We start from the raw sequence: 15,489 nt of genomic DNA on the forward strand, positions 1-15,489 counted from the left end.
TCATTCCTCCTTTGAGAATCCTTGCTTAGCGCCCGAAACGGGTGCTGTAGGTAATACCGAGCGAACCACCGGGATCACCCTCCCCCCCTCTGGGGGCAGACTGATAACCGAGGGTCATGGCCAGCTCGTCGTCGCCGAACAGCTCGACGCCGATGCCGACGTTGATGCCGTAGTTGAATTGCCGCTCCGTCCACTGCCAGCCGGCGAGGGTATCGATCATCCAGGTGAACTGCGGACGTGTCCTGTTCAGGGCGCCCGGGAAGCCTCGCCGCCAGGTGCTGGCGACATAGAGCTGACCATAGCGGCTCTGCATCAGCTCGGTGCCTTCGATCGTGGCGCCCGGCTCGTTGTCGAACGGAATGTAGGCACCGCCATTGGCGTTGAGCAGGTCAGTGGCGACCTCGCTCTCCACACTGTTGTTCTGATAGTCCACGCCCGAACGCAGCAACCAGGACGGGTCGTCGAAGAACACCGTGTGGCCCCACTCCAGCGACACGCCCTGGCCGCTGCCGATGGCATCGCCCTGCCGGGAACTGTAGCGGTTGTGCGTCAGCGACCAGCTCAACTGGTCACGCGCGGAGAAGCCGTGCTGGCCCCGGAGACGCACGCCGTCGCGCATGCCCAGGGCGCGCAGCAGGCCGGTGTCCTCGGCCTCGCGGTGCCAGTCGAACGCCAGCCCCAGCTCATCACGCGAGCTCAGGCGCCAGCTGCGTTCGATGCCCAGGCCATGGCGGTCATCGTCGTCGCGCAGGCTGCTGTCGAGAATCAGGCGCAGGTCACCGTCGTCCAGCGTGCGGCGCGCCTCCAGCTTGAGGTTGCGCTCGTTGCCGAGTACCGCGCTGTCCAGATTCGGGCTGTTGTAGCGGCCCTGCTCGAGCTGCAGGTCGGCATACCAGTCATCGCCGAGGTAGCGGGCCACCTGCAGACGCGGCCCCTTGATGTCCAGGTCGCCGAAGTCTGTATTCTGCCACCCCAGCTGCAAGCCCTGCGGGGAGCGCTCGAGCATGCCGGTGGTCTGCGAGAGCAGCTGCTGGCGAATCGAATCCGGTTGTCCATCGCCCAGGGCGCTGAGTCCCGAGGCCAGCGCCTCGCCCTCATGGCCGAGACGCGAGAGCACTTCCACCGTATTCGCGGCATCGAGCCCACCGTGTTCGAGCAGACGCTGCATCTGCGCATGGTTGTCGTTGCGCAGCGCCTGCTGAATCTCGTCGTAGCTGCCGGCCTTCAGCCCGCGCGCCGCCCCCCAGGCCAGCCAGTCGTCCTTCAGCGCCGACTGGTTGCTGGCATCGAGGCGCTCGAGGAAATGCTCGAACCACAGCTGCAGCGTCGCCTGCTCGCCGTTCCACAGACGCTTCGCCTGCGCCAGCGACGTCAGCGTGCCCTGCGACCCGGCCAGCAGGCGCAGGTACATGGCATAGCCTTCGGGCGTCGCGGTGACGCGTTGCAGATTGAGGTCGCGCAGCAGCTGGCGGCGCAGACGCCAGGCCAGGTCTGCGTAGCCGGCGGCCTCGGCCGCGTCGGCGTAGGCCGCGAGCACCAGACGGTCCGATGGATTCGACTTGAGGTACTGACGGAACCAGCGCAAGGCTTCCCGGGTGTTGTTGAGCAACATATAGCCGGTGGCATAGGGCAACCACAGCCGGCTGTCCGTCACGGCCAGGGCACGCCACTCCGGCAGCAGTTGCGCCAGCGAGTCGCGCTGGGCGTTGTCGATGTAGAACCACAGGATGCGCTGGCGCACCAGATTGTCACTGGGGAACAGCGCCAGCGCCTGCTGGTAGTAGGCCTGGGCCTGGTCGAAGTTGCCGTCCTGGGCAGCCAGCGCGGCACGGGCAACCCAGTACTGCGAGTTGTCGCGTCCATTGGGCGACTGTTCCGCGCCGGCCAGCAGCATTCTCAGGGCATTCCAGTCACCCAGTCGCTCCGCCAACTCCAGCGCGACGATCAGACGCGTCACCCGGCCCGTGCGTTGCCAGCTATCGATGAGAATCTGCAGGGATCGCTTGGGGTCGCTATCCCAGTACAGACGAATCAGGCGATCCTCATCCTCCAGCTCCAGGGGCACCTTCAGGCTCAGCAGGCGATCGTACGAGGCGCGCACTTCCCCATCACGCTCGAGTTCCCAGGCCAGATTGGCGCGCAGCTGCCAGAACTCGGGATCGTCGACCTCGGGTGAATCGGCTGCGGTCAGAACCTGCCAGGCCAGATCCGGCTCGAACAGGTTCCAGTGCACCTTGGCCCAGCGGATGCGCTCCTTGATCGTCAGCGGCTTGAGCGCTGCCAGGAGCTGCCACTGCTGCACTTCCTTCCTGAACTGCTGGGTGTTCTCCATCAGCATGCGCAGGCGCTGCCGCGCGAACAGGTGGTTGGGGTAGCGCTGCAGGTAGGCCACCAGCCAGGCCTCGGCATCCTCGGGGGTGCCGCGGGTTTCGTGGCTGTAGACCAGGGTGTCGATCTCCACATCGGTCATCTGCCGGTGGGCGTCGATGGTGGACAGCGTCGCGATCACCTGGTCGAAATCGAACAGCTGCAGGGCATAGCGCCAGACCCGCTCACGCAGCTCCGGGTCTTCGCGCTGCGCCAGCATCTGTACCCAGTAGCTCAGCGCCTGCTGGGTGTGTCCGGTCCACTCGGCCAGGCGCGCCACTTCGGCCACCATGTCGTAGTCGTCGGGTGTCAGCGCCAGCAACTCGGGGGCCAGCTGCCAGGCCCGGTCGACCGCACCGGATGCCAGGCTCAGGTGGAAATCGGCAGTCAGTGCGCGCGGGTCGTCCCTCTTCAGGCTCAGCCAGCGCTGAATGAAGCTTTCCTCCAGGTCATAGCGGCGCCCGCCCTGGGCGGCATCGACACCGGCTGCCAGCCAGTCGAGGGAAGCCTGTTGCGCGTCGAGTTCGTCCAGGTGCAGGGCCAGCAGTTGCGCCGCCTGCTCGGGATGATTCGCCGCGAGCAGGGCATCGAACGCTTCTCGCAGGTGTTCCATGCGCACCTGCGGATCGCTGTCTTCCGCCGCCAGCTGCTCATAGAGCTGCGCCGCGCCACTCTGGTCGTTGTTGGCCAGGCTCCAGATCGCCGCCTCGCCCAGCCAGTGCGTGCGCTTCTCGCTGTCGCGCTCGGCCAGCTCGCGGTAGGCCAGCACGGCGACGTCCAGTCCGCCGATCTCCAGCGAGTAGCGCGCCAGGCGCTCCAGCATGGCATTGTCCAGGTCGGCGATCTTCAGGCTGCGCAGTTCGTCGATCAGCGCCGCCCGCTGTGCATCGCTGATACCGTCCGGCTGGGCCTGGGCACGCAGCACGTCGAGCATCGCCGAGTAGAACGGCGTCGCGGACAGCAGACGGCCCTGCAACTGCTCCAGGTACTCGCGGGCACGGGTGAAGTCACCGACCTGAATCAGCTGATCGATCAGGCGCAGCTTGAGCTTGTCGTCTTCCGGGTGGGCCTTGATCAGCAGTTCGGTGTAACTGATGGCGACGGCGTCCGGCCGGTCGTCCGCGTCCGGCAGGAACACGTCCTCGCTCTTGTACGACAGCGCCAGCAACGCCACCACGAACCCGGCAACCAGCAGGATCATCCAGGGGTTGAGCAGGCGTGTGCGCGGCACCTTTTTCTTAGTTACAGATGAGTTGCGCATCGCTCACCTGCTTCATCGGCAATTCGAAGTGCCATACGCCATCGTCGTGCGTGCCGCTGAACCGGCCGCCCCCTGCCTTCACATGGCACGAACCGGCCGAGCGCACGCTGAAACTGAGCGGAAACTCGCCCTGGAAGGAAAACGTCACGCGCTTGTCGTCCAGGTAACGCCAGGCGGTCAGCGGAATGTTCGCCTCTTCCAGTGCCGGGCGCGGGTCACGGGTGTCGCGCAGGGCCAGCAGCGCATCGGCGCCGCTCAGGTGCACGTAGCGCCCCTGCGGCAGATCACGCACCCCGGCGACGCCCCTGGAGCGGGCCAGGTCCGGCCAGCCCAGGGCCGGATCCAGGCGCAGCGTGCGCATGCCTACCAGGCCCTTCACCTGCCAGCTGCCGTCGCTGCGCCTGGCCAGGCTGGCGCGGTACAGTCCCTCGACCCGCTTGATGTAGTCGCTCATCCACAGCGACAGCGGCTGGCCATCGAGAATGGTCTGGTAGGTCTGGCGCATGGCCCGGATGGAGGCCTGCTTGGTCCCCGAGTAGAAATGGTAATAGAGGTGGAAGCCGCGCAGGCGGCGCGGACTGTCGGTCAGCGCGAAGGTGTCCTGGACGTCGCGGAAGCCGTAGTAGGGTCCCGTCCACAGGTTGGTGTAGACGTTCTCGTTGATCACCGGGGCGTAGAAGTGCAGCCCGCCGGAGGTCGGCCGGATCAGCGGATAGAGACCGGTCAGCGAGGGGTAGGCCTTGGTCAGCACGGTGTTGCCGCCGTTGACGTTCGGCAGACCACTGTCATACGCCAGCTTGATGGTTTCGGCGCTGGGCATGGCATCACCGGACCAGAAGATCATCTTCACCGGCTTCTTCGGAGTGGTCAGGCGCTGGTTGATGTAGTCCCGCGTGCCGACGACCTCACGCGTGAGGTCCAGCGTCTTGTAGCCCGGAATGGCCATCATGTAGCCGTATTCCGCCTCGAAGTTCTCGCGCTGCGAGGCCTTTTCCGGCTGCCAGAAGAACGGGTGGCTGAAGGTATGGCTGGCGACTTCGACCTTGGGATTGGCGAAGATCTTGCGGGCGATGGGCTCCAGCTCACGCGCCAGGTGCGGGTACATGCCTCGCGGACCGACTTCACCCTCGATCACCGACACCGAGGTCAGCAGCGGGTAGGGATTGATGAAATCCTCCAGCACCTGGATACCCGAGTAAGGCGAACCGGGGACCTCGGCACGGGACACGAAACCATCGCCGTCCAGGTGCACGGTGGCGATGCGCCGGCCGTTCTCCGTGGTGCTGTCGGGGCGTGGCAACGCCGGCAGCTTGAAGGCACGGGCGATGAAGGCGAACGGGTCGAGCATCCAGCGCCGATGATCGAGCCCCTCCTCGAATACATAGGGCGCCATCGCGTAGCCGCCCCAGTCCCCGGTGGCCACCGGCACGTAGACACGGTCTTCGTTCTGCAGGGACAACGCTGCCTGGGTGCGCTCGGGCGCGGTCACGGTCAGCGGCGGAACTTCCCGCGTGCGCACACGCAGCGGTGCTTCGAAGCCGCCAACCAGCGTGGCGTCGTGGGACAGCAGCACGGCATCCTTGCCGACCGGCTGCGAGCGCGTGCGGATGCCCAGGCGATCCAGCAGGCTGTCGTTCTCGGTGGGCATCCCGGCGAGAAAGGCAATCGGCACCTGCTCGTCGAGACGCTGGCCCAGCCAGTTCTCGAAGTAATCGCGGTCCACCGGCGAGCCACTGGTCATCCACACCACGATGCCCGTGTAGAGCCCTTTCAGCGGGCGCTGCGGCAGCGTGGTATCGGCCGGCCAGTAGTCGACCCGGTACCCCAGGTATTCGAGCAGGCCGCCAAGGTGCACGTGCCCCGGATTGTCTTCGAGCTCGCCCTCGCGCGCATCGTAGACCAGGGCGATACGCCGGGGCTGGACCTCCACGCCGCTGATGCCCATGGCATTCAGCGCAGGGGAGGTCACGTAGGGGATGAAGCCTTCCTCGGTCAGCCGCGCAGCCAGCTGGCGCGCCTGTTCGCGCTGCTCTGGCGGCAGATACTCGATCGCCACCACAGGAATGCCCTGGGCCCGCACCTTGTCGAGGTGCAGCTGCAACCAGTCACGATCGCTCTGCGACACCGACTTGTAACCACCGCCCGCATCCCACCCGGCATAGAGGGACTCGACGGCGACTGCGGCGGCAACGCCCGGCAGCTCTGGCAGCACGTCGAAACCACGGTTGAAGAACAACTTGAGCGTCGGTTCACGCCGGTGCAGTTCGTTCAGCAGGCTCTTCAGCGCCTCGCGCTGACCGTCCTGGAGCGCCTGCGCCTGCAGATGGAAGCTGTCCAGGGTGTCGAGGAACAGGCCGGCGTACCCCTGCTGACGCAGCGCGCTGGCGCGCTCGAAGAGGTATTCGCGCCAGGCCGGAGAGTCCAGGTCCATCACCTGGCTGTTCCAGGCAGCGTTGCGCACAGCACTGGTCGCCTCGCTCAACCCCGCCTGGGTGACATCGCCAGCGAATTCGCCGACGGACAGGTAGGCGAAGACCTCACTGCCCTGGGCCTTGAGGTAATCCAGATCCTTCGACGCGGCATGACCGGGCTCGACCACCACCCACTCGAACTGCGACAACTCGGGCAGGGGCAACTGATCGGCGTACCAGAAGGCTACGCTGGCAGGCTGAGCAAATGTCGTGGAAGCGAAAAATGCGACCGCCAGGCCGAAAAGCCGGGCAATTCCCTTGGAGGACTTCACCTGCATGACCTACTGCACTGGAAAGAGCGCTTGTGCGCTTACTGCTCGACAAAAGCCTCTGACGAGACTTCCCCCATAAACGTCAGGAAACCGGCTCCACCCCACGGAAACCGAGCGAAACTTGACATCAAAAAGCTGGCATATTGAATCAGCCCAACCAAGGATATGTCAATTTTTTGATCAGACAATGACCAAAAAAACGAACAGCCCTCAAGTTAGTCAAATTACCGTCGAGCACTAACGTGAAATCCGTCACACGGGAAACAACCCTTTAATATCAGGGACAAAGGCGTGTCGAGGCGGAGCGCCAAAAACCTGTCAAGACGCGGATTCGCGAATGCCGCCGCCCATTCCACCGACAGACGGTCACGAAGCCGTTGCGCGGCGCCACCTCAATCCAGACCAGCAGCCCGTCGCTGCGCTATCCGCCAGGACGCCAGCGAGCCAGCGGATTCACACCGGCGCGCTGGCCTGCATGGAGGCACGAGCGGAGAACGCCAGCTGGAAGTCACGCAGCAGCGGATGCGTGGCACGCCAGTCGAGGTCGGCGAAGCGAAAATCCAGATAGCCCAGGGCACAGGCCACGCCGATCTGCGCCAGATCGAGCGGCCCCTGCAGCTGTGCGGCCTGACGTTCCAGCTCGGCCAACGCCCGCCACACCTTGCCCAGCTGGCCATCGAGCCAGGCCTGCGACTGTTGCTCAGGCTCGCGCACGGCCTTTTCGTAACGTGCGAGCAAGGCGGCCTCCATCAGGCCGTCGGCCAGGGCCGCCAGGCGCAACACCTGCCAGCGTCCGGCATCGACCGGCAACAGCCTGGACCCCTGATGCAAGGTGTCGAGGTACTCACAGATCACCCGGCTGTCGTACAGCGCCTGCCCATCATCGAGCAGCAGCACCGGTATCTTGCCCAGCGGGTTGGCCCGGTTGACCCGCTCGTTGAGCGTGGTCGGCAACACGGCAGTGTCGAGCAGCTCGATGTCCGCCAGCAAGCCGGCCTCGGCGGCCAGCACACGAACCTTGCGGGCGAAAGGTGAAGCAGCGGCGTAGATCAGTTGCATGAGGATGTTCCTGTGTCGTGTTGTGAGGAGGCTGGTGGAGGCCTTAGGCTGTACGTCACGTCAAACCGCGCGAACACCCCATGGTCATCGAGAAAAAGATCAATACGGCATCCGTGAACCTGAAAGCGCTGGACCCGCTCGACCATAGCCTGGAACTGCTGCATTTCGGCTTCCGTGGTCTCACCGTGGAGGCCGACCGCTTTCTCGACGCGCGCGGCCTGTCCCGTGTACACCACCGCATTCTGTATGTGATCGCCCGCGCCGACGCAATCAGCATCGGCGAACTGGCGAGCACACTGGGCGTCAGCAACCAGGCGCTGCATCGCCCGCTGTCGCACCTGTTCGAGCAGGACCTGGTGCAGTACCGCCGTGAACCAGGCAGACACCGCTTCAAGCTGCTGGCGCTGAGCGAGACCGGTACGACGCTGGAGGCCGAGGCCACCGAACTGGAGCGGCGCACCCTGCGTGACGCCCTGGCCAACACCGACATCGAGGGCCAGGATGCCTGGCGCCGTGTGATGCGGGCCCTGGCCGAGCAGCTCAACTGAGCAGACTCAGGTGATGCGCTCGCGCACCATGATGCACTTGGTCAGCGGCTGAATCAGCGCCTGCGGCGCCTCCTCCCAGCCCACCACCTGCGGGTCGAGCAGCAGCGGATCGCAACAGCCATCGTGCACCAGGTCCAGGACCTTGGGGATGTGCTGCTGCACGCTGCAGGCGCCGACCGAGAAGGTGACGTCGCGCAGGTACATGTCGAACAATGGAATCTTCGGATCGTCGAAGATGATGCCGATGCACGAGCAATGCCCGCCAGGAGCCAGCGCCAGCAGGCCACGCCGCAGGGCCTGATGATCGCGCGTGGCGGAGATCACCAGATCGTAGCTGCGATCGAGATCGCGCCCTGCCAGATCGACTCCGGCACCGCTCTTCGCTGCGAGCTGCTGGCGCAGTGGATGCTCGTCGAGGTAATCCACGCAGGCCGCGCCGGCGGCCTGCGCCATCTGTACGGCAAGCACGCCCAGGCTCTCCGTACCACCGACCACCAGCACACGGGCATCCTGCCGTGTGGACAGCGGTCGGCTGGCGGCCACCCAGGCATCGGTCAGGTTATCGCTGGCACTGGCGACCGCCACGGGGTCGAGCCCTTCCGGCAAGGGCACCAGCATGGCGTCGGCGAACGGCACCAGCACCTGCTCGGAGAACAGCCCACCCCAGTGACCGCCTGCCGGCACGCCATAGGCAGCCATGCGCGGCACCGCCGTGCAGGCGCTGGAGCGTCCGGCCAGACATTGCGCACAGGCACCACAGGCGATCTTCCATGGCACCGAAACCAGGTCACCACGGCGAAGGTTACGCACCGCCGAGCCCACGTCCAGCACCTCGGCCACGCATTCATGGCCCAGCGCGAACGGTGGTTTGAAGGGCGTGGTGCCAGCGATCAGGCGCCGATCCAGATCACAGGAAGCCGAGGCGATGGGCCTGACCAGCGCACTGGCCGACGCAGTGAGTTGCAGCTCGGGGCTCTCGACCCAGGCCAACTGGCCGGGCCCTTGAACGATGAGTTCCTTCATGCCCTGGGCACTCCGATGACGAAGGTGGTGGTGGCCTTGGCGCACAACTTGCCCTGCCCATCGAGGATATGCGCATCACAGATCGCCAGGCTGCGGGTGCGTTCGACGACCCAGCCGCGCACCCGATAGACCTCGCCGGGGCGCAGCGGGCGCACGTACTTGACGTTGAGGTCCACCGTCGAATGCGGCATGTCCGCCTCCAGGGTGGAGAACAGCGCCAGCGCCGCGGCACCGTCCAGGCAGGTGGCCGCAAAGCCGCCATGTACGGCGCCGGCCGGATTGAGATGACGCTGATCCGGGCGCCCCTCCAGGGTGATGCTGCCCGCCTCCACCTGTATCGCACGCAGCCCCATGGTCTCGCCGATGGGCGGAGCGGGCAGCTCGCCGCGGATCAATGCGTGCAGGACCCGCAGGCCGGAGGCTGCGGGCGGCGAAGTGACGTCGTTCATGCTGATACTCCTCAAGCGGTGCGGAGCATGGCGCAGGCGCGGACCTGTACCGATGCAGGACTGCTCGCAAGGTAACCCTTGCCCCTCATTCATATCAACACTGTTTAAATGACAAATGACGGGGCATTCCAGACATCGCCACCCGCCACCAAAGTCGCACCGGCCAATCACCGCTGGACCTCATGGATACGGCACAATCGGGCATCGCAGGAAAAGGACAGGCCGATGCTCATCGACGAAGAACTCACCCTGAAGAAGCTGGAGGTCTTTCTCGCCTTCATGCGCAGCGGCAACCTGGCGCGCGCGGCCAGCGAACTGCAGACCAGCAACGTCAGCGTGCATCGCGCCATCCACTCTCTGGAGAGTGCCCTGCGCTGCCCGCTGTTCAAGCACGAGGGGCGCAACCTGATCCCGCTGGAAAGCGCCTACTGCCTGGAAGAAAAGGCGCAGAAGCTGATCCAGGACGCCCAGGAGATGGTGCGCCTGACCCGCGAGGCAGCTGGCTTCGGCGCCGAGCGCTTCAAGCTGGGCGCCCTCTACTCGCTGACGGTGAAGACCGTGCCGCAACTGATCATGGGCCTGAAGCTGCGGCGCAGCGAGCTGAACATCGACCTGGTCCTCGGCTCCAACGTCGACCTGCTGTACAAGCTGAAGAACATGGAGCTGGACGCGATCCTGATCGCGCTCGACGACAGTATCAGCGACCCGGACTGCGAACAGCTGGCGCTGTTCTCCGACGACATCTTCCTCGCCGCACCGAACGACTCGCCCTTCGCCGAACAGCCCGAGGTGGACCTGGCCGACCTGCGCAACGACACCTTCATCACCCTGACCCAGGGCTATGCCACCTTCCGCGATGGCGAGCGGGTGTTCCAGCAGGCCGGCTTCGAACCGCAGGTGGCGATGCAGGTGAAGGACATCTTCACCCTGCTCAGCATGGTCAGCTCCGGCGTCGGCTATGCCCTGCTGCCGGGGCGGGTGGCGGCGGTGTACGAGAACCGGGTGAAGCTGATCCCGCTGCAGGCCAAGTACCACCTGCAGCAGCATATCGGCGTGGTCTTCCTCAAGGCCAAGGAACGCGACCCCAACCTGCTGGCGCTGCTCGCCGAATGCCGGATGTACAGCCGCCAGGCGTAGAGGCATCTCGACGCCCTCGCGACTGAACGCATGCCTGAACGGGGCCATAAAAAAGCCCGCCATGACGGCGGGCGAAAGGTCAGCCCAGAAGGCCTCGCATCAGAAAGTAGAGCAACGATGGGCCAAGCAGGCAGCCCAGCGCGGTGTAGAAGGCGGCGGTCAGGCAGCCATAGGGCACCAGCTTGGGATCGGTCGCCGCCAGGCCGCCGGCGACACCGCTGGAGGTGCCCATCAGGCCACCGAAGATCACCGCGCTGCGCGGATTGTCCAGGCCGATATAGGGCGCGACGAAAGGCGTGGCCACCATCACCAGGATCGCCTTGATCAAGCCGGCGGCAATCGACAGCGCCATCACGTCGGAGCTGGCGCCCAGCGCCGCACCGGTCACCGGGCCGACGATGTAGGTCACCGCGCCGGTGCCGATGGTGGTCAGGCTGACCACGTCGGTGTAGCCGAACGCCATGGCCACCGCGACACCCGCGACGAAGGACGACAGCACGCCGACGAACAGCGCCAGCACCCCGGCGAACCCGGCGCGCTTGAGTTCCTCGACACTGACCCCGAAGCCGGTGGCGACGATGGCGAAGTCACGCAGCATGGCGCCGCCCAGCAGGCCAATGCCGGCGAACAGGGGAATGTCCACCAGGCCTTTCTGGCCACCTGTGTAGGCGCCGCCGATATAGGACAGCAACAGGCCGAGGAGGATGGCGATGGCCGAGCCATGCAGGCGGCCCTTGGTGAACTTGTCGGAGATCCAGTACGACACCCACATGGTGATGCCGATGATGGCGAAACCGCTGAGCATGCCGTAGCTGGTGACAACCTTGAGCAGAGATTCGTACATGGCGATCACCGTGGTGCTTTGGTCAGGGAGGAGGTGACATCGGTTTCAGGCTTCTTTTGCCCGATCCGGCTGAGCACGGGGACCAGGGCGAAGCCGGCGACGACGGCGGCGATACCCGCCAGGATCGCCATCGGCCCACCGCTTAGGGCACCGTAGACGTTCTGCTGGGCGGCCATGGCGACCACGATGGGGATGTAGATGGCACTCCAGAACTCCACGCCCTGTTCCGACTTGTCGGTGAACAGCCCGCGGTTCTTCAGGTAACTACCCAGGAATATCAGCAGCAGCATGGCGATGCCGACACCGCCGACGTTGGCGGGCACGCCGATGAGTTGCCCCAGCAGCGAGCCGATGAAGATGCCTGCCAGGGTGCAGAACGCCAGAAAGGCGACACCGTAGATGATCATTGTTGTTGTCCTCGTTTCACATATCGAAGTTGTTGTTCTTGTGCTTCGGTAAACGCTACGGCTCAGCGGTCGAGGCTTACCTCCTGACGCAACATGGCGTCGAGTGTATCCAGACGTGCGCCGGCAAAGGCGACAGCCTGTCCGGGATCGAATACGCGCCGGGCCAGACCGGTGAGCACGCCGCCTGGAGGCAGTTCCAGGTGCAGGCGCACACCGCGCTCGTAGGCAGTGACGAGCGTGGCCTGCCAGTCGACGCGGCGGCTCATGTTGAACGCCAGGTCATCGCGCAGACGCTGTGGCTCGCGAATCACCCGTGCCGAGCTGCTGCTCAGGTAACGCGCCCGTGGCACATGCAGCGCAACCCCGGCGAAGGCCGCCGCCAGCTCGCGCGCCGGTGCATCGAGCAGCTCGCAGTGCGACGGCACGCTCATGGCCAGGCGCCTGGTCGCAGCGGCGCCGAGGGCGCGGGCCCGCTCGGCGACCTGCGCCATGGCCGCATCGCTGCCGGCGATCACCAGCTGGTTTTCCGCATTGATATTGGCCAGGTACAGCGGCCCTTCGGCGTCGTCCAACAGGCGTTCGACACAGGCCTGATCGAGGCCGAGGATGGCGGTCATGCCGTAGCCGGCGGGATAGGCGCGCTGCATCAACTCGCCGCGCAGGGCGACCAGGCGCAGCGCATCGGCGAAATCCAGGGCCTCGGCCACCACCGCAGCGGCGTAGGCACCGATGGACAGCCCGGCGACATACTCAGGTCGATGGCCGCGTTCGATGAGCAGGCGCGAGGCGGCGACGCCGGCGATCAGCAGGCACAGCTGCACGGCGCGGGTGCCCTGCAGCGCCTCGGCCGAATCCAGCAGGCGCACATCCTCGCCCAAGGTGGCGCTGGCCTGTTCCAGGCAATCGTGGACGACCGCAGCATCCGGCAAGGCCTGGAGCATGCCGGGCTGCTGCGCGCCCTGGCCGGGAAAGGCCCAGAGCGTGCTCATGCCGCCACCTGCTGCAGGAGCCAGGGATCGTCGACCAGCTGCGGGCCGCGTTGCGTTTTCAGCAGTACGCGCGCCGCGTCACCCGCCCATTCGCGCAGCGCCACGGCGCCGTGCGGGGTTTCCAGTTGCAGGTCGATGCGGCCTGGCGCGGCGTCCAGCACGGCACACAGCATGCGGGCCGAGGCGCGGTCGAGGGCGTGCGGCGCCAGCAGCGTCAGGTCGAGATCGCTCTGCGGGTGCGCCGCACGGATGCCGCTGGCCAATTCGAAACCCAGGCTGCCGGTCACGCCCCAGGCCAGGCCGAAGCCATCCAGGTGCGGCGCGACATATTCGAGGGCACGTAACGCCGGCCAGTGCCGCTGAGCATGCGCACGCCAGCGCCCTGCCCTGGCCACGGACTGGGGGTTGACCAGCCGGCTGATATCGCTCAGGCGCATCCAGCTTGCATAGCGCTGTTCACGCGCGGCGCCACGGATACCGACCGCCACCCAGCCGGGTTCGGCGGGAGCGCGACGCACCACCACCGGCACATGCCCGCCCAGGGCGGCACGAGCCCAGACCGGCGCCTCCTGCGGCAGGTGCTCGGGGCGCAGGCCCCAGAGCAGATCATGTGGACGGGGTGTCGGGTGCATCGCTGGTTCTCCGCAGGGCGGGGGCAACCCGCCGTTTCGTGTCATTCAGGAGCGGCGGGGTTCACCCGCCCTGAGCCTCACCACTGCGCACGCAAGGCCTCGCGCACCCGCGTGGAGGCGGCACGATTGGCCGCGCCCAGGCGGTTGCGCAGGTCTCGCGGGCTGCCGGCGATAGTCACCAGCGCCTGACTCAGCGCCTCACGCACATGGGCCAGGTCGGCCGCTGTCGGCTGCGCCACCTGCTCCACGTCGAGCACCTGCGCGAGCAGGCCGAGCGAGGCGTAGCTGTCCAGGTCATAGGCCATCGGCGGCACGCTGGCGGCCAGCGCCTCCAGCTCGTCGACACTGCGCAGGGTGATGCGCGCAGCGGCGGCCTTGCCCATGGCATGCACCATCACCCCGGCGTCGCGCAGGGCGATCAGGCGGTTGGCCTGGTAGCCATGGGCGAGGAAGGCACCGGACATCGCCTTGCCCACCAGCAGGCCAACAACCGCATGCCCGGCCAGGCGCGCACGGGCATAGGCATCCACCGCACCGGCCAGCGCCTGATGAATGCCGTAGGCCTCCTCGCGGCGGCCGTAGGCCTGGCTCGGCACGTCGACGATGGCGATCAGCGCACGCTTGTGCGGGTTGTCGCGATCCGCCTCGATGGCCTCGTCCACCGCCTGCGCCAGGCCCCAGCCTTCGAGCAGGCCGACCTCGCCGTTGCGGGCGCGGGGGAAGGCATTGTCGGCATCGGCGACCACCGCCAGATAACGCACCGCCTGGCCGGCCAGTTCGCCATCGGCCACCCGCAGCGAAGCGGGCAAACCGGCCAGCGGCCGGGCATTGCCACTCAACGCCCGGAACCAGTGCAGGCCACGTTGTTCTTGGACTGTACTCATGTTCATGCTCCCTGATAGGCGCTGCGCACGGCAGCGGCATCGGCCTGGATCGAAGTGTCGACGGCGCGCAGTCGCTGCAGGAACCAGGCGTGGCGCCGACTGCGCTCCAGCTCGGGCTTGCCCTTGGCGAACAGCCCATGCAGTTCGCTGCGGATGGCCTCGACGTCATCGCTCACATAGCCGTCGACCAGGCCACTGGCATGGCGCTGCTCGCCGCCGGTCAGGCTCCAGATGAACGGGCGGTCGCGTGAGTCGTACTCGTCCAGCCCGGCCTCCTGCTCGATCACCTGCGGGCCGTTGAGCCCCAGGCGTGCCTCGCGGGTCACCAGCAGGTAGCTGCACAGCCCGGCGGCGATGGACATGCCACCGAAGCAGCCGACCGGGCCGGCGACCAGGCCGATCACCGGCTGGTACTGACGCAGCTCGACGATGGCGGCCTGGATCTCGGCAATCGCCGCCAGCCCCAGGTTGGCCTCCTGCAGGCGCACGCCGCCGGTCTCCAGCAGCAGCACGGCGCGCGTCGGCGTACCTGCCCGGTTGTCCTCGGCGGCCAGCTCCAGGGCGCCGGCGATCTTCGCCCCGCCCACTTCACCCAGACTGCCCCCCTGGAAGGCACCTTCGATGGCGATCACCACGGCAGGCGCACCGTCGAGCAGCCCCTTGGCCACCACCACGCCGTCGTCGGCCTGCGGCACGATGCCCTGCTGCGGCAGCCAGGGCGACATCAGCCGGGCGAAGGGATCGAGCAGCTCGCGGAAGCTGCCGTCGTCGAGCAGGGCGCGGGCACGCTGACGTGCGCCGAGTTCGGTGAAGCTGCGCTGCGCCAGCAGGCGCTGGATGTCCTGTTCAGCCATGGCTCAGCTCCTCCAGACCTTGTTCCAGGCGCAGGCGCACCACGCCGGGGGTCGCGCCGAAATCGTGGATGGCGATGTTCAGTGCCGGCAACTGCTGCTCGCGGAACATGCGTTCGAACAACTGCTGCCAGCGCGGCGCACTACCGTTCACCGAGGTCACCACTTCGATGGCCAGGGTGCCGGCCTGGCCGGGTTCGAGCAGCACTTCCAGGTCACCGGAGCCGACACAACCGACCAGCGCACGGCCCTGGGCCGGCTGCCCGGCGGGGAATTGAAAAGACAGGGTTTCCAT

Annotated in this window: 14 protein-coding genes; 2 read left to right on the forward strand and 12 right to left on the reverse strand. The window is 66.4% G+C overall.

All coding sequences use genetic code 11. The features are described from left to right. Positions 1–25: 25 nt before the first annotated feature. The 3 genes from E4487_RS22530 to E4487_RS22540 form a co-directional block, all read right to left on the reverse strand. Positions 26–3,628, reverse strand: coding sequence for a tetratricopeptide repeat protein (locus tag E4487_RS22530; protein WP_175254432.1), 3,603 nt, complete (start codon positions 3,626–3,628; stop codon positions 26–28). After that, on the reverse strand, positions 3,606–6,377 hold the full coding sequence (locus tag E4487_RS22535) for a bifunctional glycoside hydrolase 114/ polysaccharide deacetylase family protein (RefSeq protein ID WP_175254433.1): 2,772 nt from the start codon (positions 6,375–6,377) through the stop codon (positions 3,606–3,608). Before E4487_RS22535 ends, E4487_RS22530 begins: the two co-directional genes overlap by 23 nt. 447 nt (positions 6,378–6,824) lie before the next feature. Continuing rightward, on the reverse strand, positions 6,825–7,430 hold the full coding sequence (locus tag E4487_RS22540) for a glutathione S-transferase (RefSeq protein ID WP_134677599.1): 606 nt from the start codon (positions 7,428–7,430) through the stop codon (positions 6,825–6,827). A gap of 80 nt (positions 7,431–7,510) precedes the next feature. Here E4487_RS22540 and E4487_RS22545 point away from each other — a divergent pair, with 80 nt between their 5' ends. Further along, entirely contained in the window at positions 7,511–7,978 is a 468-nt protein-coding gene (locus E4487_RS22545) for a MarR family winged helix-turn-helix transcriptional regulator (RefSeq protein WP_037056849.1), read from the forward strand. A gap of 6 nt (positions 7,979–7,984) precedes the next feature. Here E4487_RS22545 and E4487_RS22550 read toward each other — a convergent pair whose 3' ends face one another. Both E4487_RS22550 and E4487_RS22555 read right to left on the reverse strand, forming a co-directional pair. Next, on the reverse strand, positions 7,985–9,001 hold the full coding sequence (locus E4487_RS22550) for a zinc-binding dehydrogenase (protein WP_175254434.1): 1,017 nt from the start codon (positions 8,999–9,001) through the stop codon (positions 7,985–7,987). Continuing rightward, positions 8,998–9,450 (reverse strand): PaaI family thioesterase, encoded by a 453-nt coding sequence (locus tag E4487_RS22555; protein ID WP_037056845.1) that lies wholly within the window; start codon positions 9,448–9,450, stop codon positions 8,998–9,000. Before E4487_RS22555 ends, E4487_RS22550 begins: the two co-directional genes overlap by 4 nt. A gap of 225 nt (positions 9,451–9,675) precedes the next feature. Between E4487_RS22555 and E4487_RS22560 the strand changes: the two genes are divergently transcribed. Then, positions 9,676–10,587, forward strand: a complete 912-nt coding sequence (locus E4487_RS22560; protein ID WP_037056840.1) for a LysR substrate-binding domain-containing protein — start codon at positions 9,676–9,678, stop codon at positions 10,585–10,587. Between the two features lie 79 nt (positions 10,588–10,666). On the opposite strand, the gene madM is transcribed toward E4487_RS22560, so the two are convergent. The 7 genes from madM to E4487_RS22595 form a co-directional block, all read right to left on the reverse strand. Further along, positions 10,667–11,431 carry a malonate transporter subunit MadM gene (gene madM / locus E4487_RS22565; protein WP_037056837.1) on the reverse strand — a complete coding sequence of 255 codons (765 nt, stop codon included), beginning with the start codon at positions 11,429–11,431 and terminating at the stop codon, positions 10,667–10,669. A gap of 5 nt (positions 11,432–11,436) precedes the next feature. Beyond that, the gene (madL, locus tag E4487_RS22570) at positions 11,437–11,838 is read right to left on the reverse strand and encodes a malonate transporter subunit MadL (RefSeq protein ID WP_175254435.1); all 402 of its coding nucleotides are present in this window, start codon (positions 11,836–11,838) and stop codon (positions 11,437–11,439) included. A gap of 62 nt (positions 11,839–11,900) precedes the next feature. Then, the gene (gene mdcH, locus E4487_RS22575) at positions 11,901–12,827 is read right to left on the reverse strand and encodes a malonate decarboxylase subunit epsilon (protein WP_175254436.1); all 927 of its coding nucleotides are present in this window, start codon (positions 12,825–12,827) and stop codon (positions 11,901–11,903) included. Next, positions 12,824–13,459 carry a malonate decarboxylase holo-ACP synthase gene (locus tag E4487_RS22580; RefSeq protein WP_175254437.1) on the reverse strand — a complete coding sequence of 212 codons (636 nt, stop codon included), beginning with the start codon at positions 13,457–13,459 and terminating at the stop codon, positions 12,824–12,826. The genes mdcH and E4487_RS22580 overlap by 4 nt, the downstream gene beginning before the upstream one ends. A gap of 77 nt (positions 13,460–13,536) precedes the next feature. After that, positions 13,537–14,343, reverse strand: a complete 807-nt coding sequence (gene mdcE, locus E4487_RS22585; RefSeq protein ID WP_175254438.1) for a biotin-independent malonate decarboxylase subunit gamma — start codon at positions 14,341–14,343, stop codon at positions 13,537–13,539. A 2-nt stretch (positions 14,344–14,345) separates the two neighbouring features. After that, complete coding sequence (locus tag E4487_RS22590; protein ID WP_037056826.1) at positions 14,346–15,197, reverse strand: biotin-independent malonate decarboxylase subunit beta; 852 nt, start codon at positions 15,195–15,197, stop codon at positions 14,346–14,348. Further along, positions 15,190–15,489: a malonate decarboxylase subunit delta gene (locus tag E4487_RS22595; RefSeq protein ID WP_037056823.1), complete on the reverse strand. Its 300-nt coding sequence runs from the start codon at positions 15,487–15,489 to the stop codon at positions 15,190–15,192. The genes E4487_RS22590 and E4487_RS22595 overlap by 8 nt, the downstream gene beginning before the upstream one ends.

Source organism: Pseudomonas sp. BMW13 (assembly GCF_013357275.1).
GTDB classification, from domain to species: Bacteria; Pseudomonadota; Gammaproteobacteria; order Pseudomonadales; family Pseudomonadaceae; genus Aquipseudomonas; species Aquipseudomonas khazarica.